The organism is Spirosoma pollinicola, assembly GCF_002831565.1.
GTDB classification, from domain to species: Bacteria; Bacteroidota; Bacteroidia; order Cytophagales; family Spirosomataceae; genus Spirosoma; species Spirosoma pollinicola.
This window is the reverse complement of record NZ_CP025096.1, coordinates 843,683-864,109: the sequence shown is the minus strand read 5'-3', so window position 1 is coordinate 864,109 and position 20,427 is coordinate 843,683. Positions and strand designations below refer to the sequence as shown.

The window sequence follows — 20,427 nt, the reverse complement described above, 5'->3', positions numbered from 1 at the left end:
AGCTAAATAGTTACCAGACCGATTAGTAGTTGTGCTGACCCTCAAATTTTTAACAATCTCCTGCCTTGACCTGAAATTTGGCTTACAATCTGCTTAGAAATTAATTAGAAGTGACTGCACAAATCAGGTGTACAAAAGTTAAAATCTGGGAGCCTTATAAATTCGTTTCCGGATTAGTTTGTGTTTTTTTAAGCTTTTCTTACAGTGCTATAACTAATTACTATGGGGCGGGTTTGATATTTTACAAAACTTCTTCCCTACATGAATACCCGATTTCGTCAGTATTGGCAGCAACTTCAGGAATCACTTTGGTTTGTGCCGGGTCTGATGGTATTGACCTCTTTTGGCATGGCCTATGGCTTGGTGGAGTTTGATGCAACAACAAACTGGCAGGGGGCCAAGCGTTATCCGTTTCTGTTTGGCAACGGCGCCGATGGAGCCAGAGGCATGCTCTCAGCCATTGCAGGTTCCATGCTCACCGTTGCCACGCTGGCTTTTTCGCTTACACTGGCAACGATTTCACAGGTTAGCAGCCAGTATTCGCCCCGAGTACTTCGAAATTTCATGCGCGACCGTGTCAATCAGGTTGTTATGGGCTATTTCGTAAGTGTATTTGCCTACTGTTTGATTGTTCTTGGCACTATTCGCGGAACCGACGAAATTAAGTTTGTTCCGGCCACGGCGGTACTGGTTGGGTTACTGTTAGCCCTGGGTGGTGTGGCTGCCTTGATTTTCTTTATTCATCATATTGCCGAATCACTCCAGACAGGCACCATTGTTCAGCGTGTTTTTCAGGAAATCGACCACGCTATTATTGATCTGTTTCCCGAGCAGTTTGGCCAACCCATCGATGATCCGGCTAAAGCCAAAGCCGCCCTGGCCTATGCCGACGAACAGGTTGGCTGGCAACCCGTTCTCTCGAAAAAAACGGGTTATCTGCAACAGATTAATACTGAGGAATTGCTGAATTGGGCAAAACGCCATCGCGTGGTTTTGCGTATTGAACGCCCGATGGGCGCTTTCGTAGGCAACGGTACCGTGCTATTCAGCGTGCGTAGCGGCATGGAACGACCCGACCCAACGGAAGTCGACTGGCCAGATGATTTGATGAACTATGTTAGCATTGGTCGGCACCGTAACATCGAGCAGGATGTAGGGTTTGGCATTCAGCAATTGGTCGATATTACACTGAAAGCCCTTTCTCCCGGCATTAATGACACAACTACGGCTATTATGGCAATTGACTACCTGGGGGCCATTGGTGAACGATTGGCCAAACGCGAGTTTCCGGCGCGGCTACGTTCCGACGGGCAACACCTGCGTGTGCTGGTCCGTGCCGACGATTTTGAGAGCTACATGCGGCTGGCCTTCGATTTACCCCGAATCAATGCCAAAGGAAACTTTGCCGTATTCCGACGATTATTGAGAGCCCTTGCGCTGGTAGCCTCAGCGGCCTGTTCCCGTGACCGCTTGCCTGTACTGAGGGAACAGGCAAGCTTGCTGTTGACCTATGCGAAAGAAACGTTGACCACCGACTACGAGAAGAAACAGGTTCAGGAATTATACAAAAAACTCATGGAAACGTGGCCATAATTGACAAGTCGTAATGTCTAAAATTCAAGCCAAATTTAAGCTTCACAGAGAAGAGAGTAGTGATAGACAATGTGACGATGTAATGCCTGCCTCAACCGGTTTTACTCATTTGTAAACTGGATAATAAAGCCTCCTTTGGGCGCAAAAACGTATTGCCAGGTAGACGTGATTGGGTATGTTTCCGTTTTAAAGCTCATCAATGGATTTTCGCCTTCGCTGATGACTCTGAATTTAGAAAAGCCCTTAGCATACTTGACCAGATTCAGTTTGACTGGTACTGCTTTATTCGTACCATTGATTCCTACAATGTAAGAAAGGCGGTCCTTCTGCCGGGAGAGGATTATTTGCTCCCCTGGCTCAGCAACAATACTTTCCGTTTTATCCCAGGTTGCAGGCATGTCTTTCAATAATTGTCGAACCGGCAAAGGGAGTGAATCAAATATCTCTTTTGAATCCGCAAAATTAATAATCCCCGACGTATAGATCATAGCCGTAGCCAGCTCATGAATCGCCGTGTTCAATCGGGGAAATTTTCGGATGGTCAGGGCAAACGGGGTGTAGTCTGTTGGACCGGCTACATTTCTGGTGAATGGCAATACGGTATTCTGTTCGGCGGCTAAAGCCGGATATCTAGCTTCGTAAAAATAATGTTCCGTTCCTAATACCGCTTCGGCTGTCATGAAATTTGGCCAGGTTCGATGCCAGCCTCTGGGAACAGTTGTGCCATGCAGGTTGACCAGTAAATGCTCGTTGGCGGCATCTTCAAAAAGTGACTGGAAACAGGCCATCACCTCCTGCCGATCTGAGCACCAGAAGTCGATTTTAACCCCTTTGACGCCCATAGCCGCCAATTCTTTAAATTTCGATCTTCGTTTTTCTGCGTCGAAATAGGCAGCTGAATAGGCCCACACCATGGGTTTGATGCCCTTGGCTGTCGCCTTGGCAATGATGCCCCCTTCTGCGTTGGCTTTCTCCCAGCCAGCGTCAAACAGTGTATACCCAAACCCGACAGAGGCCGCTAGATCCGTGAATGTGTTGTACATGTCAGGGGATTGATCCTCGGGATGTGACCACCATGACCAGGTGGCTTTTCCCGGTTCGATCCAGGATGTATCGTCAAGTTTAGAGGCAGGAGCCAAATCCGTAATCAGGCTTGACAGCAGGATGTCCCCGGCCTGATCACCCATGATGATTACCCGCCAGGGCATCGTCCAGGGAAGGCTGAATGTTGGCCGGTTGTCGTTGCCCAAAGGAAGGTTATATTTTTCATCTTTTTCAGCAAAAGCGATCTTGTATAACCCACCCTTTGAGTCGGGTTGCAGATGACAACCTGGAAACGACCCATCCGTTCCGGATTCAGCTAGTAAAACCCAGCTTTTCTTCTCATTTACCTGGAAAAGAGCAGGCATGCACCACCCTACAGATGGGTTACGGGGATTACTGATTGAGTCGCCGGGATGTATGTTGACATAAAAATCTTCATAGCCTGGGGTAACCTTTCCCGCTTTGTTATAAGGCTGCAACCAGCCCCTGGCTTTTTTTTCAATCTGGAATCCTGTAATCTCGGCATTGATTACGCGTAGTTTCTTATCCTGATCAGGAAACCGGTAGCGGAAAGCAACGCCCTCCTGTCCGTTCACCAAATCAATGATCATGAGCGCGCCCGACCTATTTTTGACCGTTATACTTTTACGTTCAAGCGCATGATTTATCGTTTTGACGTTGCCTACCGTCAAATTGTATATCTCCCTTCTTACCTCGGTGGGTGAAACGCTAACGAGGGAGAGCCCGGACGTAAAATTCTGATCGTCGCAGGTGAGGCCAAGCGGAGAATCGGCGATTATGATTTTATCCCGGCGTGTTACCCTGTACCGCAATTCGCCATTTTTGGTCAACGACAAGGTAATTTTATTTGGTCCAAGCTTCGAACTGAGGTCCATCGATTGGCTCGCTGCGTCGAAACCGCTGAAAAGAAAAATTGCACCGGCTAAAACGGGCAGCACTTTGTACATCAATCCATTGATCATATTTCTGTTCGGGGTACTTAGAGCCAACGTGGGCGGCCCTTGAAAAACACAGGTTGGCACTAAAGGGGGTTATTGTCAATAGAGGCTATTTCCTGCAAAATTTACTCTGTTGATGCGTTACTAACTCCGAGGGTGACAGGCTACATGTTTTCAATCGACTTCTCAGCCAGTATTCGTTCTTAACTACCCAATGTTCCCCACTGGCGCTCGATTTGCATCTACCCAATAGCCCAACAGTACGGTCAGCCATAGCGTCTGACTACTCCAGGCCAGGGTGGATACGTCGGTCGGCGGTGGGCCAAAGGCCGCACCTAAGTAGATTGCCACTAGAAACAAAACCAGCCCCCACAGCGCAAAACGACCGGTACGATTTCGGGACCGGGTGGTGCGGGCATACTGCCAGAGGCCCAGAGCGAGCAAGCCTACTTCGAGGGCTAGCGTAGCAGGTAAGTTGTTCCACAGGCCCAGCCCCAGTTTGGGTGATGACCCCAGGTATAGAGGGAGATCGGGGCGGTGGACTATCAGGTCCAGCAACCAGTGACTAGGCACTACTAAGCCCACCAGCAACGCTCCACGCCAATTACGCTGGATTAGGCCATAGATAGTGCCTAATAGCAAGCCGAGCAGTAGTTGAGCTAACAGGCTATGGGAGAAAGGGTAGAAGATAAAGTCGAAGGGTGAAGCAGCCATCAGACCGGGGCGAATTTGAACCCGTTCAACACCCAGCAGTAACAGGGTTGGCCAGAGTAGATCGGCGAGTTGTGTCGCCAGAAACAAAGTTCCTAATGAGACGCGTGGTTGAAGGGGCTTAGTAGCGAATGCGACCCCAAAATGACCTAGAAACATGGACGTTGGTAGAAGAGTTAAACTATACGTTAAAAGTAGGTTAGCGAAATCGCGGTTCTGCTGACGGATTACGAAGATTGACTGACTTTTCACGAAGAAGTCTAGTTAGGCAGGCAACCGCCTATCATTCACTGGGCTCAAAGGTAGTATTGGCGCTGTTAGTCTTAAAAAAGAAGCGGCTACATTTTCAGGATTGAACCTAAATTGTTAAATAAACTTAACAGGTTCCAACCGATTCATTTATGCTGATGTCTCTGTGATAAACAGGAACACCATGAACTATATCTTCGCATTTTGTTTAGCTTTCAATTCAACTGGCTTTCTGCAGACGTTTTCAGATAAAAGACAGCCGGTATCAAGTGAAGAAAATTATAGCGCCTATCATCGGACTATCGCTCAGGCTCATATACGGATTGCCCATCAAGACTACAAGGAAGCGCTGGACCTCTACGAACAGGTGTTCAAGTCGTACCGCTTTGTGTTCCTGAAAGACTATAAAGTAGCCACACAATTGGCGCTACAACTTGGGAAACAAGAAGTCGCGTTTATTTACCTGAAAAAGGGAATGGCTGCCGGATGGAAGTTGAAAGAGGTCAAGAAAGTTAACTTTCTTAAGAACCTGCAACGCAATCCTGCATGGGAGATGGTTGAAAAACAGCGTGATTCACTCCAATCCGTTTATCAAAAGAGCGGAAACGGGGAACTGCGGAGCATAGTCAAACGAATGTTCAACAAGGACCAGCGAAAAGCACTCTTAGCTCTATTTACGTTCAGCGCCAAACGACAGGACCGGTATGCCGAAAAGAAATTTGCTCCTCATAGCGAGAAGCAATTCGCCGAACTTAGGCGGATTATCAATGCCTATGGCTATCCTGGGGAAAGGTTAATCCATAATAGGTATTGGGCATCCGTTATCCTGAGTCACCATAATTCGATTAGTAGAACTTATAACCTGAACGATAGCCTGTATCCAGCTATCAGACCAAAGCTGTTGAGGGCAATCGAGTCAGGTGAATTAACCCCCGAGGAATTTGTGCGAATAGATGACTGGTATATAGCTTCCACCAGTAGTGGACAGGAAAAGCATTTTGGCCATCTGATCAGTTCTCTGACCCGCAAAGAGTTGGAAAAGGTAAATCAGTTACGAGAAGAAATTGGGATGATTAGCGTTGAAACAGCCAACAGTCTGATTGATTTACAGTCTCAAACGGGAATGAACTTTTACTTCCCTTCGGATTTTGGAAAGAAGATAACTATCGTTAATTAATTCTTATTTTAACAAGATAAAAGTCACCGTCAATCACAAATTAATTTGATGTTTGGATGCTCGGCAATAATGGACAGGATAGTGTTAAAGTACGTTTCGCCATTGCCTCTCTCAAGGGCTTCCAGCTTTTCATTAAACATGATTTTATTATAGGGCGATCCAGGCCGCAGCTTTTCCAGATAATAAGCTCGGGTCGTCTGATAGCCTAATGCGTTCCGGCTATGATCCATATGATGCCAGACTAACTCAACCGATTGGGCTCCTTGCAGGGTGCCATAGCCCGCAAACAGCAAATCATTGAACGCGTCGAGGCTATGACCGATCAACCAGCTTTCTCCAATCATACATACCCGGTTGATCTCCTCATAAAAGGAGGCTATATCGTTGATTGAGTTGCCATCAATTTCTATCCGTTTGACCATAGTTAAATTCTGGTCCTGTAAATGCCAGGATTTTTATAGGTCAGTAATTCTTTAGTATCTGGCAAGTATAAGCCATTGCATACTACCTGTTTATTTCGTTAAATTCTGGCCTGTTATACATCGCCTGTAACGCCCAACTTACGAGTATATAACTCTCATTCGTCTCATATGGAAGCGTTTGATAAGAAGTCAAATTTTCTCTGCAAACTCCTTGATTCGCCGAACGTAGCCATCAGCAAACACCCTCTCTTTCCACACAGTGGTGCCTTGCAAATGATCGCCCTCATAAGTCAAAAGGCTGCGATTCGGTCGTTGTGCAGCCACCGCCTGGCTGGTGGAAAGTGGGGTTATTTCATCGTTGGTGCCGGCAAGTAGTAGCAAGGGACACTTCAGCTTACGAGTTGCATTTGGATAAGCCTCCACTCCTGTAGGTAAAGTAAGCTCCCGATCCGCTACCCGCTTCCAGTATGCAACAACAGCGATTGGATCACGTACATACCCTTCACCGATCATAAAATCAAAGGACTCCTGTTGATAAGCCAGCGTCGCTAAAAGCGTGCTTAGTGAAAACGATAAAACCCCGACCTTGTTGGTCGGGAACTGCGTTTTAGCCGCTTTAATGGCTGTCTGAAAGTCAGTTACAAACTCAGTATAGTACAAGCGTTTAGGATCTATCTCGAAGGGGGAACTATGGCCAAAGCCGCGATAATCAAATAACACAACATCAAAGCCAGCCTTCAAAAACTCATTGGCGTAATAGACACAATTGGCCATGTTACCGGTGGCGGCATACGCAATGATTAACGTCTTTTTTAACGGTTTTAGTGAGGAGGTCGGTAAGAACCACGACAGTAATTGTGCTTTATCCGGCGTAATCAATCGCTTCTCAACGTATGTCAATCCTAGTGAATCAGGCCGTGTCCAATACTCCGGTTCTGGTTTATAGGCCTTAGTGGTCAAGGCTAGCAAGCAGAAGAATAGAAAATGATACAGTCTCATTGGCCGATTATTAAATGCAGCCGTTAGTAGCAGGACAATTGTTTTCATAAAATGATTAGGTAATCAATCCGCCTAATGCTCCTTTAACCATTGAAAATAATCTTTTTCAACGGCTACCCCGTTGTAAACTTTGCTGATGACCTTGCCTTTATCATCAAACGTTAGCTTGTAAAAGGTGTGATCGTGATTGGGATAAGCTTTGATTTCTAAGTTTTTCTTGCCCCGCTTGGCAAATTCAAGCGGTAAAACATCATTCGAGGTAGCTCCTATATCGGCCGTACCATAGATGATTAAAATGGGTATCGTCAATGCCAGCAGATAGCCTCTAAAGTCAATCGAGAACGAATAGTGCGTCCGATTTGGATCCCCCACTTTAGCCGATGTGTTTAAGGAGTCAGCACAAATCTGGCTCCACTGTTGCTGTAATCCTTCTACACTTTGCTGCGCCTGCTCCTGTGTATATTCCCCTGTATACCCTTTCATCCGTTCCTCCCGTATAATGCCTTGTTGGCGACCATCCAGAAAGCCGGAAAAAGCAATCAAGTGAGTCACTGTAGGGTTGGCGTAAGCGGTCTTGATCGCCACACCGTACCCTTCCGAACCACCCGCCAACACCACTCGTTTAGCATCAGCCCAGGGTTGCTGAAGCACAAATTTCAGAACTGCGTTAGTCTGACGTACATAGTAGTCCAGGTAATTATGAGCCTGGTACTGGGGTGGATACATAGCTGGTTTAGGGTTATTTCGCGTAGTAAACAAGGTATCTAAATAGGCATCATTCTCAATAACTGGAACACCTGGCTTGGCAATCATGATGCTATAGTAGTCCGATTCATGATCGTAGCAACTAATCGGCAACTCCGTTAACGAAGGCCGATTATTTTTGGGATTGATAGTGAAAAGTGGAATTGGAAGTGAACCTTGTCGAAACAAAAAAACCGACTTTTTGGCTTTCAGCTCGCCAGGCTTAGCAACGACGGCAAATGTGACCGAATCGCCCTCGAAAGGAATGGTAAAGACGGCATAACTCCCAACCGCCCGTGGCGTAGATTGGGCATACAGGCTGTTAATTGCCGAGAAAATTAGGTAAGCGGAAATCTGGAAGAACTTCACAAGCTTAGACGGTCTCAGTGGTCAAGCAAAGGTGGACGGCCAGACTTTTGTCTCCAAGTTAAGATTTGTTAAATAAGGGCAAGTAAATATAAACTGTCTTACTAAATGCCCACTTCATCAATGATGAATGTTCTATCGTCTCACAAATGAGGGTTTTATGGGACACTTGATTTTACTACCAGCCCACTGTTTTCGTAGGCATATGCCTACGAAAACAGTATGGAAACTTAAACTTTAATAATATTCAAGGAAGCAAGAGGGCCTTTAGCCTGCTGCAGTTGGCCACCCACCGAAAGGGAGCCTAAATTGACGGCCGCAAAACCAAATTCCTCAATAAGACTACCTACTTCGGCATTCGCTTCCGGATCATTGCCTGACAGGAAAAGCACGCGTCTGCCTCCGGTTTGTTGCGGGGGCTGTTCTAAAAGCTTAAAGTAAAGCGTGTTGAAGGCTTTGACCACTCGGGCCCCGGGAAGATAGTCCGAGACCACTTCGGTAGAAGTGCGCCCGTTTAAGTCGGCAACCTGAAAATCAGGACTGATGAAATGATTGGTCGCATCCACAACGATCCGATTGTCCCATGAATTGATGCGACTAGCCAACTCGGGTACGCTCAACCAGGGAAGGGCTAAAAAGACAATGTCGGCAGCGGCCGCTTCGGTTACTGAACCTGCTGTTGCCCCCGTGCCCAGGGAACGGACAATTGCCGAAAGCTTGTCGGTGTTTGTATTGCTCAAGGTAACCGCATAGCCAGAGCGAATAAGATACGTAGCGACGGTCTGGGCGAGGTTACCCGCTCCTATAATCCCAACTGTTTTTTTCATTGTAGTACCATTTTGTTGCGGCAAAGTTGATGGATTGAGCCACCAGAACCCGATGACATTTATCAAATAATTTTTTGACCAATGTCAAGCAAACGCACAGCGATTCACCCGCGGCCGTCTTGATCCAGCCAAGGCAATTTATGGGTGCTGGAATTAGCGCACCCTTCCTTTCCAGAACGGGTTTATTTCATGTATCTTTACTAAGTTTACCAGTAAGAGGCATTCGATGAATACTGAGCCTTTTGATGAATTAGCCAGCTATATAAAAAGCAAAATCGCTATCCGGGAGGAAGAACTGGAGCACATCCGGTTATACAGCGTGATAAAAAAGCTGAAAAAGAAACAATTTCTTTTGCAGCAAGGAGACGTCTGGCAACTGAATGTTTTTGTGGCCAGTGGCTGTTTACGCATTTATTCCGTCGATGATAAAGGCACGGAACATATCCTCAATTTTGCGGTAGAGAACGGGTGGACCGGAGACCGGGCAAGCCTCCTTTCGGGCAAGCCATCTACCTTTAACATCGACGCGGTAGAAGATTCTGTCTTAGTCATCATCAAAGAAGAACATTTTGAGCGACTTCGAAGGGAGATACCCTTGTTTGACCAGATGGTCAACGAGATCTTACATCGGGGGTTTATAGCCGCTCAGCAACGTATTCATGCCGCCATCAGTTACAGTGCGGAAGAAAAATACCTTCATTTTTTAAGGAAGTACCCCAGCCTCAATACTCGCCTGCCGCAAAGTATGATTGCGTCTTATCTGGGCATCAGTGCCGAAACACTAAGCCGAATGAGGAATAAGGTTGCCCGAAAGCGATAAGCACCCGTACGGCGACTAGCAGAACCGCTTTCGGGCTACTTTTCACCAGCCATAGTTGGGTTTCTTTCTTTTTTGATAAATGTCAATGATGAGCTTATCCGATAGCCGCAACTTTGCGCCTAAACAAACGGACTAAGCACAACATTGACCCCATCAACTGGCATGGAAGAAAACGAAATAAATACGTTAATCGCGGAGCACTTTACCGTATGGAGCGACCGAAACGGGTTAACCCGAAGAGCGGCCATCGAGAAGTTATACAGTCAGGATAGTTTAGTCATTGCTCATTACCGATTTGATGGCCTGCCAAACATCGATGCTTATATTGGCGATCTGCTGGCTGAACGACCCGATTACCGCTTTGCGCAACGGACACCCGTCGAATCGCATCATAACATAGCCCGAGTGAACTGGCAATTCGGACCACCCGCTGATCCGGCACGGGTTACGGGCCAGGACATTTTTACCTTCGAAGCGGGGAAGATTCAGTCACTGCTGGTTTTTCTGGATAGAAAGAAAAACCAGTAAGGTACTAGAGAGGATACCATTCGTCGCTTGTCTTTGCTTACCATACCTGTTTCCCACGACTCAACCGGTTTTGTCCCGCGCCAAAAGTACCCGCTAGAAAAAACACGCGATCAACCATCGATACTAAGTTGGCCGTACCGACAAGACAACTGCCCCCACTAGGTAAAACGATCTAATCGGATCACGTAGAGCCCCGTGCTTCGGGAGCGAGTGCGTGCCAAAGGGGTACCCACGACTCAATTCATTCGTACAACTATAAACCAAACAAGGCCATGAATTCAATGAAAACCGCAAAAGAACTGCTGCTAGATTATCTTCATTCGATTAACGATGCCGACAAGGCGATTGAGCTCTTCGCGGAGGATGCCACCCTTGAGTTACCTTATTTAGCTACGCTGGGGATGCCCTGGCAATGGCACGGAAAAGACGTCCTCTACCAATTCCTGAAAAACCTGCCCAAAACCTTTCCTGGTTTTGAGTTTGAGAATATTCGGATCCATATCGATACGCCCGATCAGGCTTTTGGGGAATACGATGTCCGGTGTCAAGTGGCGGCAACCGGTCGGCCTTACCATCAAACGTATATGGGTCGATTAATAGCTGAACAGGGTAAGATTAAACTACTGCGAGAGGCACTGGATATGGCACAGGTGGCCAAAAGCATGTTTCCGAACGGAATCGCTGATCTGGCCGGGAGATAGTAAGGGATGACTAATTTTACCCTACTGGAACCAATTCGTTCCATTGAACCCGTATTGAAAAGCAAACGCCCTACCTCTGAACCCAGATAGGGGTTAGGAAAACAGACAAATCATAATCAGTTTATTGACATGGACGCCTACGCTTATTTGAACGGTGAGTTCCTACCCCTGGCAGAGACCCGCCTTCAGGTCACTGACCTGGCTTTTCTGCGGGGGTACGGCATCTTTGATTTTTTGCGGGTTGTAAAAGGCCACCCCATTTTCGTCGATGACCACCTGGACCGTTTTGAGCAGGCCGCCAAGGTCATGGGTTTACAGATGCCCGAAAGCCGGGAGTGTCTGCAGCAACTGATTGCCGAGTTGATTCAGTTAAACCCGCATGAGCTATTGGGCCTTAAAATGATTCTGACGGGTGGCTATTCAGCGGATGGGTTTACCCCGGCTGAGCAACCGAATTTGCTGGCTTGGGCCAGTCCATTCAGTTTCCCCGATGCCGCCTTGGGGGTAAGCTTGATGTCCTACGAATATCATCGGGAGATTCCGGGGGTTAAAACGCTCAGTTACTTGCCCCCCATCCAAATGCTGCCACAATTAAAGCGTCAGGCCACGGATGACTATTTATACTATTGGAACGGCCTTATCTCAGAGTCGTCGCGGAGCAACGTCTTTATCGTTAAAAACCAAACGGTGAGTACGGCTGCCACTGGTATCTTACCGGGCATTACCCGAAAACATGTCTTATCGGTCTGTCAGGGAATTTTTGCCGTCGAAGAACGAGCCATTCAGCTAGCGGAAGTTTTTGCGGCAGACGAAGTGTTTATTACCTCCAGCAACCAACGGATTATGCCGGTTCGCCAAATTGATCAGCACGTATTACCCCAACCCTACCCGGGACCAGTGACCCGAAAGCTGCAGGCTCTCTTTCTGGAAAGGGAGGGTATGCAACGGGTAGCCGTAAACAGGTAGTAAAAGAGATTATTAAATTAATCGTCCATATTTTGAAGCAAATACATGCATGCTCCTTCGTCTCAATCAGGAGCGTTTTTATGAGTCTTTTGTCGGGATGGCTTTACACAGTCATGAGCCAATAAAAGTGAGTTAACAAAAAGTAGACCAGGCTGCTTCTAGCCCTTCGTAGCGAAGTAGGAAAAACATAAATCACAAAGATGCCTAGTTTTAGGCTGTTCCTGAGTCCTCAACCCGTCTTATCAGCTTATTAGCTTATTTTCCAGAGGGGTTGCCCTGCCGACCGAAATCCTATCGATACGGACCGCTTGACGAGGTTTCGCCCTGTTTTTGGAACAACCCGGCTTTGGCTGGGTTATGTCGGCGTGTTGGTTTTCAGCCTTTCGGAATAGCCTGTCACTTGATTCATCACAAACCCTTACCCGCATGAGTACGCTACTGACCCGTTTCTACAAAAACCTCTTTGCCGATTCCATTCCCATGGCCGCTCCCCCAGAACCGGATAAAAAGGGATTCTGGGGAAATGCCTGGGCCGTGCTGCGCAATGCGGCCAACGGGTTTATGGATGATCGCTGTCTGAAGCTTAGTGCGGCCCTGGCCTATTATACCATTTTTTCGCTAGCCCCTCTACTGGTGCTAATGATTGCCCTAGCTGGTATCTTTCTGGGTGAAGAAGCTATCCGGGGCCAGATCTTTGGCCAGCTTAATGGCCTGGTGGGCAATCAGGCTGCTAAGCAGATTCAGGATATGATCAAGAATGTGGGCCTGTCGGGAAAATCCAGTATGGCTTTGGTCATTGGTATTATTACTTTACTGATCGGGGCTACCAGCATCTTCGTGGAAATCCAGGATTCGGTCAATCTGATCTGGCGGGTTAAAGCCAAACCCAAGCAAGGCTGGCTCAAACTAATCAAAGATCGACTCTTGTCGTCTTCCCTGGTGGTGAGTCTGGGATTTCTTCTGCTGGTATCGCTGGTCGTCAACGGGGTTGTGCTGGCCCTAAGCGATCAGTTGACGCGTTTCTTGCCGGGTCTGGGTGTATATTTGATCAGTGCACTTAATTTTGCCCTTAGCACCGCCGTGGTAACGGTGCTGTTCGGCGTCATTTTTAAAGTGCTGCCCGATGCTAAGATTGGCTGGAAGGATGTGCGATGGGGCGCTATTTTTACCGCCCTGCTGTTTATGCTGGGCCGGTATGGGATTGGGTTGTATATCGAGACGACCGGCACCGAATCGACCTACGGCGCGGCTGGCTCGCTGATTGTGATCCTGACGTGGATCTATTACACAGCGGCCATTTTATATTTTGGGGCCGAGTTTACCCAGGCCTACGCCAACCAATTCGGCATTAAGATTGAACCGGCCGAAAATGCGGTTTATATTGAACAGACGGAGCGGGAACGGGAGGTAAGCAACATCCCCACCCAGCAAAAAGTGTCGCAGGCCTCCACCTGAACGGGTGACTGACCAACCATAGCCGTATGCTCCGGATCGTATGCGACGGATTATGTTAAGAGATATATTTAAGAAAAAAGGCAGTTTGAAGACTAAGCTCGCTTCTAAAAATAGTTCTACTCTCTCTCGTACTTCATTGGTAGGAGATCGAGGACCGGCGTTTTGAAAATACCTGAATTATCTTCTAAGATTATTAAGGCATCACTCGCATAATCAGAGATTAGCTCTCGACACATACCACAAGGAGCTACTATTTTCCCGGTATGATAGACAGCTACAATTGAATCAATATCACTATCGCCTTGCGTAGCGGCTGTGCCAATCGTAACCGCTTCTGCGCAGACAGCTATTCGGCCAATGTAAGCTTCCAAATGAATGCCCTCGAAGACGTTTCCTGCCTTAGTTCTGAGTACTGAGCTGACGGCATGAATGTCAGGTTTATGCCGAAGGGCGATCAAATCCCGGGCTTGTTGAATCAGCTTATAATCGCTGTCATTGATAGGAAGACGGGTCATTTCAACTGTTGTATAAGCGGTAATTAGGTTGACCAGCTAGCCTGATTTACCATCTTCATAATGGTAGTGTTCTTGGCTAGCTGTAGTAAACCGCTGAATGAAAGTGGCCTTGGGGTCCGCTTCTTTCTCTGCCTCGAAATAACCCTTTTCAAGCGACCAATCGTATACGCCTGTATCGAGTGGATATAGAGTAAGCATACCTGAAAGCTGATGTTGACTAATCCAGTATTCCGCCTTTGCTTTACTGGAAAACACACCACTAGAGAATCGACCACCTTCCCCATGGAAGACCCAAATCCCGGTTATACCCTCCATTTTTCGGTTCTGTAATCTAAATTATGTCAAGTATTAATTTGGATTTGGCTTTTATCATACAATTTTAGCGTGGGGTAAATAATAAATGTTTCCCCCTCAATTTCAAACTTGTCAGGCCAACCAAGGAATGTATCGGATTGGCCCTCTAATTGACAACGCATCTAACTAGTCATTAAATCGTAACTAATTTGAGTTGGCAAACCACATATTGGCGCTGTACTGAGCAGAAAAATCAGGTCAAAACAGCGTCGTATCGAAACTTGACCCTTCCTTAAGCCACGCAGGGGAACGTTTCTCATAGGTCTAATTGAGGTTTGAAAAAGTAAACGCAATGCACGTTATCAATAGAATGTTTGGGCTAAACTAACCATCTGTTTTCTTGCCGTAAGCTAGGTGAATTTCTATTAATAACCTGGATTTTGGGTCAGCACACCCTGACCGCTTAAATCGATTTGGCGTTGAGGAATTGGGTAATAGTCTTTAGTGCCAGCGACAAATTTACCACCCCGGATATCCGTTGAAATGGTCGATTCATATACGAAATAGGCATTCAGGGTTTGCTCGGCAATACCCCACCGAACCAAATCGAAGAAACGGTGTCCCTCCATACCCAACTCTAATTTCCGTTCTAAATAAATTGCCTTCAACGCGTAGTCTTTCCCCTGGCTAGCAAACGTACTTGCCGGATATAACCCAACGGAATAATTGGCGGCTGGTGTCGTCGAAAATCCGGCTGATGGGTCAGCTTCATTAGCGTATTTGTAAACCCAGCCCTCTTTGTTGGCGGCCCGTTTGCGTACCTGATTAACATAGTCCTGGGCTTTACTTAAATTCCCAACCTGAGCCTCGGCTTCGGCGGCCATCAGCAATACGTCCGAGAAGCGAATCAGCATCGTGTTGATGGCACTGCCCGGAGCCCAACTGTTCTGATCTGAATATTGATCCTGCGTGGCTCGCCAGTAAATGTTCTTCTTGGGCGCATAAGGTCCTCCGTAACTCTGCGCACGTACCCAATCCTGACCTGGGTGATTGCCCCAATCCAGATACGGCAGTCCCCTACGACCAACCGTCCAGTCCAAGCGGGGGTCTACTGGTCCGGCGTCCGGCGTAAAAGGTTGAATGGATGTTATGCCCATATCGTTTTTGACGGCGTGTTGATTATACGTATCCAGATAGGGAAGTCCCGTGGCATCCGTACGGAACGAATTGACCAGATCCTGCGTAGGCTGATAAAATCCGCAACAACTGAATGGCCCGTTATACGGGTAGTTCAACATGTCGCCCTGATTTGCATTCGCGATGGTATTCGTGCCATCGTTGGCTACATTCTGAATGGCAAAGACCGATTCAGGGCCGTTTTCCATGGCAGGATTAAAGTTATCGAAGAACTTGGGTAGTAAACCATAAGCCAGTCCATTCGTTGTTTTGCCCTGACTAATGACCTGCGTAAAAAGCGCCTGCGCGTCGGCATATTTATGTTCATACAGATACGTTTTGGCCAGGTAAGCGCCAGCAGCCCATTTGTTAGCCCGGGCTATGTCCGCCTGTGTTTCAGATAGATTTTTAAAGGCATAGTTGAAATCGGCTTCGATCTTTGGCCAGATATCGTCTGTATTCGGCTGATTAAAGTTCGTTGTCGTCTCATCGATCCAGGGAACTTTATTGAACATCTTCTTCAGGTCGAAGTAATAATGAGCCCGCAAAAACCGGGCTTGTGCCTCAATATTTGCCTTTTCAGCATCCGATAAATCGGTTACGCCCTTTAAAATCCGTAGAACGCTATTCGTACGGGTGATACCTTCGAATACGGCTTTCCATTTGCTATTAAAAAAGCCATTGCTAGGATCGGCAGTGAACTTGACAATCGGGTCAATACTGGCCTGATCGGACCCGTCACTGCCTTTATGGGCTTCGCCCCCCGCCAGACTGCCGTAAATCCAGTTGTCGGGAGAGGCTTCCCAGGCCCCGCCCCCGCCGAAGGCAGTTGCATCGCTGGCCTGCCCATCCAAAGCCGCATAGGCGGCTACTAAAAGCGTTTCCACCCCTTTCGCATCGGTCAGGACCTGATCACTCAACGCCCCAAGTGCGGGTTGCTTTAAAAAATCGTCTTTGCAGGAATAAAGGAACGTACCACCGGTTAAACTGGTCAGTACAAGAATAGTATAGGAAAACCGTTTCATGTTTCAGTTTTTGAGAAGTTGGACTAACGACTAAAAGGAGAGATTAAGGCCGACCAGATACTGGCGCTGGTTTGGATAAACACCGGTATCAATACCGATACTGGTGTTGTTATTGGCCGTATTCGTTATACCTGTCAGTTCCGGATCTATACCTGTATATTTTGTGATGGTGAATAAGTTAGCTGCTTGTACATAGATTCGGAGCCTTGTCAAGCCTATTTTCTGAAGCATAGTACCGGGGAGCGTGTACCCTACCTGAACGTTTCTGGCCCGTAAATACCCTCCCTTCTCTATGAAATACGAGTTGGGTACACTAGCCGTACTAAAGGAACCTACCGTTTCCTGAATGGGCGCTTTGGCATCGTGGTGATCGGGTGTCCAGGAGTCATACAAAGCAGTATGGCTTTTGGCTGAGTAGAACGAACTGGAGAAATCATGCCACCATTTCAAGTTATTCCAGGTCTTGTTGCCCGATACGCCGTATAAGAAGATGCTGAAATCGAAGTTCTTAAATGTTGCCCCCACGTTGAGCCCGTAGCTAAATTTAGGGTTTGGGTTGCCCAGAAATGTTCGGTCATCGTCCGTAATCTTTCCATCGCCGTTGGTATCCGCATAACGGAAACGGCCAACGGCTACGTCGGTTTGATAGACCGCATTCGGATCGCTGGTCGCTTGTTGAAGGGTGGTATTAGCCGCATTTATTTCCTCCTGGGAATTCCAGAATCCAGCTACCTGATAGCCGAAGAACTGGCTCAGCGGGTGGCCGACAGCATTGCGCACAACGTAGCTTCCGTTGAAATTAAGCGATTGTTCATCAAAATAGGGGGTATCATTCGAAATACTGACAATGGTATTATGATACGAGGTAAAGGTTAGCGTTGTATTTAACTTCAGGTCTCGCGTTAGATCAAAGTCGGTCGTAGCCGACAAGTCGATTCCATCGTTTTTCATGTGAGCGATATTGACAAACGGTACCTGGCCCTGACCTGCTGTACCAGAGCGCTCCGGCGCATAGAGTAGATCGCGAATGTCTTTGCGGTAATAATCAACGGATAATTGAAGTTTTCCCTTGAACAAAGATGCATCGATACCCAAGTTCGCGTTGGCGTTCTTTTCCCACTTCGCGTCCGGATTGCCGATTCGATTTCGCTCAAATCCCTCGTTAATTACTGAATTGGAGCCGGTGATCGGATAATAGGACGACCCACGGCTGCTGGCATACGTAGTAAAGGCATTCGCCGGATCGACATTGATCTGATTTCCCATTACGCCATAGCCCCCCCGGATTTTCAGGTCATCCAACCAGGAGATCCCCTGCATAAACTGCTCTCCGGAGATGCGCCAGCCAGCGGTCATGGCTGGAAACCAACCGTATTGGTAGTTTAAGAACCGTGACGAACCATCGCGCCGGAGTGTAGCACTCAACAGATAGCGTTCCTTAAAATTATAGTCTACCCGACCCAGGAATGAAAATAAGGCATCCTGACTAAAGGAACTATAATTGTTCTTCGTGCCCGAGCCTGTTGATAAATTGACATAGTTGGGATCGAAGGAGAAGTAGCCCAGAGTAGTTCCACCAACTTCCCGGTAGTGGTTTTTGTACGCTTCGGTTCCCACCAATACCGTCAGGTTATGGATGTCCTTAAAACTATTTCGATAGGTTAGTGTGTTGGTCCAGGTCCAGTTATTACCGCTACTGGCATTCTCATTATAGGAATTCGTTTTGGCGTTTTCCGCATTCTCATATTGAGGGTAAGAAAACGAATGATAGCTGGATGAGGCAACTTCACCCCCGAAGCTGGTACGGGCCGTAATATGTTTCAGGAAATCAACTTCGGCGAATACATTTCCGAAAAGCCGACTGGATAAGCCCCGGTTGTTGAGTGTCCGGGCCTGCATAGCTACCGGGTTGAAGGCATCACCAAGGCCCGGGCCGTATCCACCCGCATAATTTCCCCGAATATCATAAATCGGGATAATGGGTTGTGACCGATAGGCCATGCCAATGGTTCCGCCGGGATCATTAATAGAAATCTGGGGATTATCCGTGATCGAGTACGCCAGATTTTCGCCAAGCCGGATGTGATTATTAACATTATACTGGCTATTGGAGCGAATCGTGTAGCGCTTGAGGTACGTATCCAGTAAGGTGCCTTGCTGATTGAAATAGTTAACCGAAAACAAATAGCTTCCCCGATCACTGCCGCCTGTCACCGACAGGTTATGACTGCTTATTGGTGCCGGTCTAAAAATGGCATGGAACCAGTCTGTGCCTTCTTTATTGGCTTTGACAATCCGGTTGAAATTATTGACATCATCTGGATTCGAGTAAGTTGGATTAACATTATAAATCGACTCATCTACGGTCTGCGCACCCGCCGGCGCAATGTAATTAGGCAGTAGGGGAGTAGCCCCGTTTCCGTATTGGGCATCATTGATCGGGTCGTTGGGGTTGGTATTTTTTAAGGCTACCCATTTGAGGTTGGCCATTTCCTGCGGAGACAGAATGTTCCAGACGTTCCCCTGCTTAACCCGCTGCGATCCGTAGTAGGCATCGTAACTAACTTTAACCTTTTCATTCTTGCTTCCCCGTTTGGTTGTCAGAATAATGACCCCGTTGGCGGCACGTGCGCCATAGATTGACGCTGCACCAGCATCTTTGAGTACCTGCATGGAGGCAATATCATTCGGGTTGAGGTCGTTAATCGTGGATGTTGGTACGCCATCGACCACGTATAGAGGGGAGTTATTACCGAACGTGTTAATCCCCCGAATGCGCACCTGGGGAGCCTGACCGGGCTGGCCTGATGTTTGGATGGTAACCCCCGATGCACGGCCCTGTAACTGATCGGTTATCTGGGCCGTTGGTTGCTGATTCAATTCATTTATATCGACCACGGCTACCGATCCGGTCAGATCGGCTTTCTTTTGGGTACCATAGCCAATGACCACCACTTCGCCCAGCGATTTGGCGTCGACTACTAACCGGATTTCCACCGTAGTCCGATTGCTCAAGACTACTTCCTGGGTGGCATAACCAATCGAGGAAATAATCAGAACGGGATCGGGACTCTCAGGCAGGTTCAGTGTAAACTTTCCTTCGCCATCGGTTGTGGTACCGGTTTTGACACTGCCTTTCAGCACCACCGATGCGCCAGGAAGTGGGGAACCCGTATCATCCAGTACGCGCCCGGTAATCGGATAGGCCGTCGCTGCATAGGCTTTACAAGTGGACATCCTGTGACGTGTAAATAGTCCATGACCGGTATGTGCATACGAGGTGGCTTTACCAGTCAACGTTATCAGTAATGTTAGAATGATCACGCTAAGGTTAGGCCACTCTTTAGGGAGATATAGTTGTTTAAGCATGCTTTTTACCTGTTTAGTCGGTTGTATTAATTGGCAGAATGAGTCTTGTACTGAAGGACGTGGCGTGGTTTATTACTATGCCATTACATGAGTATTAGCTCCTTTAAAAAGCCATCATACTGTGGTAGTACTATTAATTATTCGGATAAAACAATGTTATATGAATATATTGTCAATTATTAGCAAAAGTATGAATTTAGACAAAGCGGCCAAATATTATTCTAGTATGTTAAAATAAATTAAAATAATAGTACGGTATATTCTAATGACGCGTGTGGTCTCCTAACTACGAAATGCATGACAATTCTAACATTTCAAATATTATTACAGAGCTAAAACCGCTGAAATCTCCATCGCGAATAGTCGCTTATAGGGTTCTATAAGCAAAATTTAAACGTACTAAGTAGGCCATATGCAGAACAAGCGAAGAAGAGCGCTCAGGATTTATCTTTTGAAGAAACCCAAACGAATGATACCCCAGATGCGG

Annotated in this window: 17 protein-coding genes; 7 read left to right on the top strand and 10 right to left on the bottom strand. The window is 47.2% G+C overall.

Annotated elements, in window-relative coordinates:
• Positions 1-261: 261 nt before the first annotated feature.
• Entirely contained in the window at positions 262-1,593 is a 1,332-nt protein-coding gene (locus CWM47_RS03775) for a DUF2254 domain-containing protein (RefSeq protein WP_100986440.1), read from the top strand.
• A gap of 101 nt (positions 1,594-1,694) precedes the next feature.
• On the opposite strand, the gene CWM47_RS03770 is transcribed toward CWM47_RS03775, so the two are convergent.
• Both CWM47_RS03770 and CWM47_RS03765 read right to left on the bottom strand, forming a co-directional pair.
• The gene (locus CWM47_RS03770; RefSeq protein WP_100986439.1) at positions 1,695-3,620 is read right to left on the bottom strand and encodes a glycoside hydrolase family 97 protein; all 1,926 of its coding nucleotides are present in this window, start codon (positions 3,618-3,620) and stop codon (positions 1,695-1,697) included.
• A 183-nt stretch (positions 3,621-3,803) separates the two neighbouring features.
• Entirely contained in the window at positions 3,804-4,466 is a 663-nt protein-coding gene (locus CWM47_RS03765) for a hypothetical protein (protein WP_100986438.1), read from the bottom strand.
• Between the two features lie 274 nt (positions 4,467-4,740).
• Here CWM47_RS03765 and CWM47_RS03760 point away from each other — a divergent pair, with 274 nt between their 5' ends.
• Positions 4,741-5,733, top strand: a complete 993-nt coding sequence (locus CWM47_RS03760; RefSeq protein ID WP_100986437.1) for a hypothetical protein — start codon at positions 4,741-4,743, stop codon at positions 5,731-5,733.
• A 29-nt stretch (positions 5,734-5,762) separates the two neighbouring features.
• Here the strand turns inward: CWM47_RS03760 and CWM47_RS03755 are convergent, their stop codons facing one another.
• From CWM47_RS03755 to CWM47_RS03740, 4 genes are all read right to left on the bottom strand, one after another.
• A complete protein-coding gene (locus CWM47_RS03755) occupies positions 5,763-6,155 on the bottom strand; it encodes a barstar family protein (protein ID WP_100986436.1) in 393 nt (130 codons plus the stop codon).
• A 189-nt stretch (positions 6,156-6,344) separates the two neighbouring features.
• A complete protein-coding gene (locus CWM47_RS03750; RefSeq protein ID WP_100986435.1) occupies positions 6,345-7,202 on the bottom strand; it encodes an alpha/beta hydrolase in 858 nt (285 codons plus the stop codon).
• Between the two features lie 24 nt (positions 7,203-7,226).
• Complete coding sequence (locus CWM47_RS03745; RefSeq protein ID WP_100986434.1) at positions 7,227-8,267, bottom strand: alpha/beta hydrolase family protein; 1,041 nt, start codon at positions 8,265-8,267, stop codon at positions 7,227-7,229.
• A gap of 227 nt (positions 8,268-8,494) precedes the next feature.
• Positions 8,495-9,091, bottom strand: coding sequence for an NADPH-dependent F420 reductase (locus CWM47_RS03740; protein WP_100986433.1), 597 nt, complete (start codon positions 9,089-9,091; stop codon positions 8,495-8,497).
• Between the two features lie 226 nt (positions 9,092-9,317).
• On the opposite strand from CWM47_RS03740, the gene CWM47_RS03735 reads away from it, so the two are divergent.
• The 5 genes from CWM47_RS03735 to CWM47_RS03715 all read left to right on the top strand — a co-directional run bounded on the left by CWM47_RS03735 (position 9,318) and on the right by CWM47_RS03715 (position 13,561).
• Positions 9,318-9,911, top strand: coding sequence for a Crp/Fnr family transcriptional regulator (locus tag CWM47_RS03735; RefSeq protein ID WP_100986432.1), 594 nt, complete (start codon positions 9,318-9,320; stop codon positions 9,909-9,911).
• A 162-nt stretch (positions 9,912-10,073) separates the two neighbouring features.
• On the top strand, positions 10,074-10,439 hold the full coding sequence (locus tag CWM47_RS03730; protein WP_100986431.1) for a nuclear transport factor 2 family protein: 366 nt from the start codon (positions 10,074-10,076) through the stop codon (positions 10,437-10,439).
• Between the two features lie 272 nt (positions 10,440-10,711).
• Positions 10,712-11,140 carry a nuclear transport factor 2 family protein gene (locus CWM47_RS03725; protein WP_240625687.1) on the top strand — a complete coding sequence of 143 codons (429 nt, stop codon included), beginning with the start codon at positions 10,712-10,714 and terminating at the stop codon, positions 11,138-11,140.
• 129 nt (positions 11,141-11,269) lie between these two features.
• Positions 11,270-12,106 carry an aminotransferase class IV gene (locus CWM47_RS03720; RefSeq protein ID WP_100986430.1) on the top strand — a complete coding sequence of 279 codons (837 nt, stop codon included), beginning with the start codon at positions 11,270-11,272 and terminating at the stop codon, positions 12,104-12,106.
• Positions 12,107-12,586: 480 nt separating this feature from the next.
• Positions 12,587-13,561 (top strand): YihY/virulence factor BrkB family protein, encoded by a 975-nt coding sequence (locus CWM47_RS03715; protein ID WP_240626008.1) that lies wholly within the window; start codon positions 12,587-12,589, stop codon positions 13,559-13,561.
• Positions 13,562-13,677: 116 nt separating this feature from the next.
• Here the strand turns inward: CWM47_RS03715 and CWM47_RS03710 are convergent, their stop codons facing one another.
• From CWM47_RS03710 to CWM47_RS03695, 4 genes are all read right to left on the bottom strand, one after another.
• Positions 13,678-14,076, bottom strand: a complete 399-nt coding sequence (locus CWM47_RS03710; RefSeq protein WP_100986428.1) for a cytidine deaminase — start codon at positions 14,074-14,076, stop codon at positions 13,678-13,680.
• Positions 14,077-14,112: 36 nt separating this feature from the next.
• Positions 14,113-14,391, bottom strand: a complete 279-nt coding sequence (locus tag CWM47_RS40615) for a DUF7710 domain-containing protein (protein ID WP_100986427.1) — start codon at positions 14,389-14,391, stop codon at positions 14,113-14,115.
• A 404-nt stretch (positions 14,392-14,795) separates the two neighbouring features.
• Positions 14,796-16,571 (bottom strand): RagB/SusD family nutrient uptake outer membrane protein, encoded by a 1,776-nt coding sequence (locus CWM47_RS03700; protein ID WP_100986426.1) that lies wholly within the window; start codon positions 16,569-16,571, stop codon positions 14,796-14,798.
• Between the two features lie 30 nt (positions 16,572-16,601).
• Positions 16,602-19,808, bottom strand: a complete 3,207-nt coding sequence (locus CWM47_RS03695; protein WP_240625686.1) for a SusC/RagA family TonB-linked outer membrane protein — start codon at positions 19,806-19,808, stop codon at positions 16,602-16,604.
• Positions 19,809-20,427 lie beyond the last annotated feature (619 nt).

Bases quoted from the DNA above. Each gene is read 5' to 3' on its own strand.
- CWM47_RS03740 (WP_100986433.1), bottom strand. From the start codon at position 9,091: ATGAAAAAAACAGTTGGGATTATAGGAGCGGGTAACCTCGCCCAGACC.
- CWM47_RS03765 (WP_100986438.1), bottom strand. From the start codon at position 4,466: ATGTTTCTAGGTCATTTTGGGGTCGCATTCGCTACTAAGCCCCTTCAA.
- CWM47_RS03770 (WP_100986439.1), bottom strand. From the start codon at position 3,620: ATGATCAATGGATTGATGTACAAAGTGCTGCCCGTTTTAGCCGGTGCA.
- CWM47_RS03735 (WP_100986432.1), top strand. From the start codon at position 9,318: ATGAATACTGAGCCTTTTGATGAATTAGCCAGCTATATAAAAAGCAAA.
- CWM47_RS03710 (WP_100986428.1), bottom strand. From the start codon at position 14,076: ATGACCCGTCTTCCTATCAATGACAGCGATTATAAGCTGATTCAACAA.
- CWM47_RS03750 (WP_100986435.1), bottom strand. From the start codon at position 7,202: ATGAAAACAATTGTCCTGCTACTAACGGCTGCATTTAATAATCGGCCA.
- CWM47_RS03715 (WP_240626008.1), top strand. From the start codon at position 12,587: ATGGCCGCTCCCCCAGAACCGGATAAAAAGGGATTCTGGGGAAATGCC.
- CWM47_RS40615 (WP_100986427.1), bottom strand. From the start codon at position 14,391: ATGGAGGGTATAACCGGGATTTGGGTCTTCCATGGGGAAGGTGGTCGA.
- CWM47_RS03755 (WP_100986436.1), bottom strand. From the start codon at position 6,155: ATGGTCAAACGGATAGAAATTGATGGCAACTCAATCAACGATATAGCC.
- CWM47_RS03760 (WP_100986437.1), top strand. From the start codon at position 4,741: ATGAACTATATCTTCGCATTTTGTTTAGCTTTCAATTCAACTGGCTTT.
- CWM47_RS03720 (WP_100986430.1), top strand. From the start codon at position 11,270: ATGGACGCCTACGCTTATTTGAACGGTGAGTTCCTACCCCTGGCAGAG.
- CWM47_RS03730 (WP_100986431.1), top strand. From the start codon at position 10,074: ATGGAAGAAAACGAAATAAATACGTTAATCGCGGAGCACTTTACCGTA.
- CWM47_RS03725 (WP_240625687.1), top strand. From the start codon at position 10,712: ATGAATTCAATGAAAACCGCAAAAGAACTGCTGCTAGATTATCTTCAT.
- CWM47_RS03700 (WP_100986426.1), bottom strand. From the start codon at position 16,571: ATGAAACGGTTTTCCTATACTATTCTTGTACTGACCAGTTTAACCGGT.
- CWM47_RS03775 (WP_100986440.1), top strand. From the start codon at position 262: ATGAATACCCGATTTCGTCAGTATTGGCAGCAACTTCAGGAATCACTT.
- CWM47_RS03695 (WP_240625686.1), bottom strand. From the start codon at position 19,808: ATGTCCACTTGTAAAGCCTATGCAGCGACGGCCTATCCGATTACCGGG.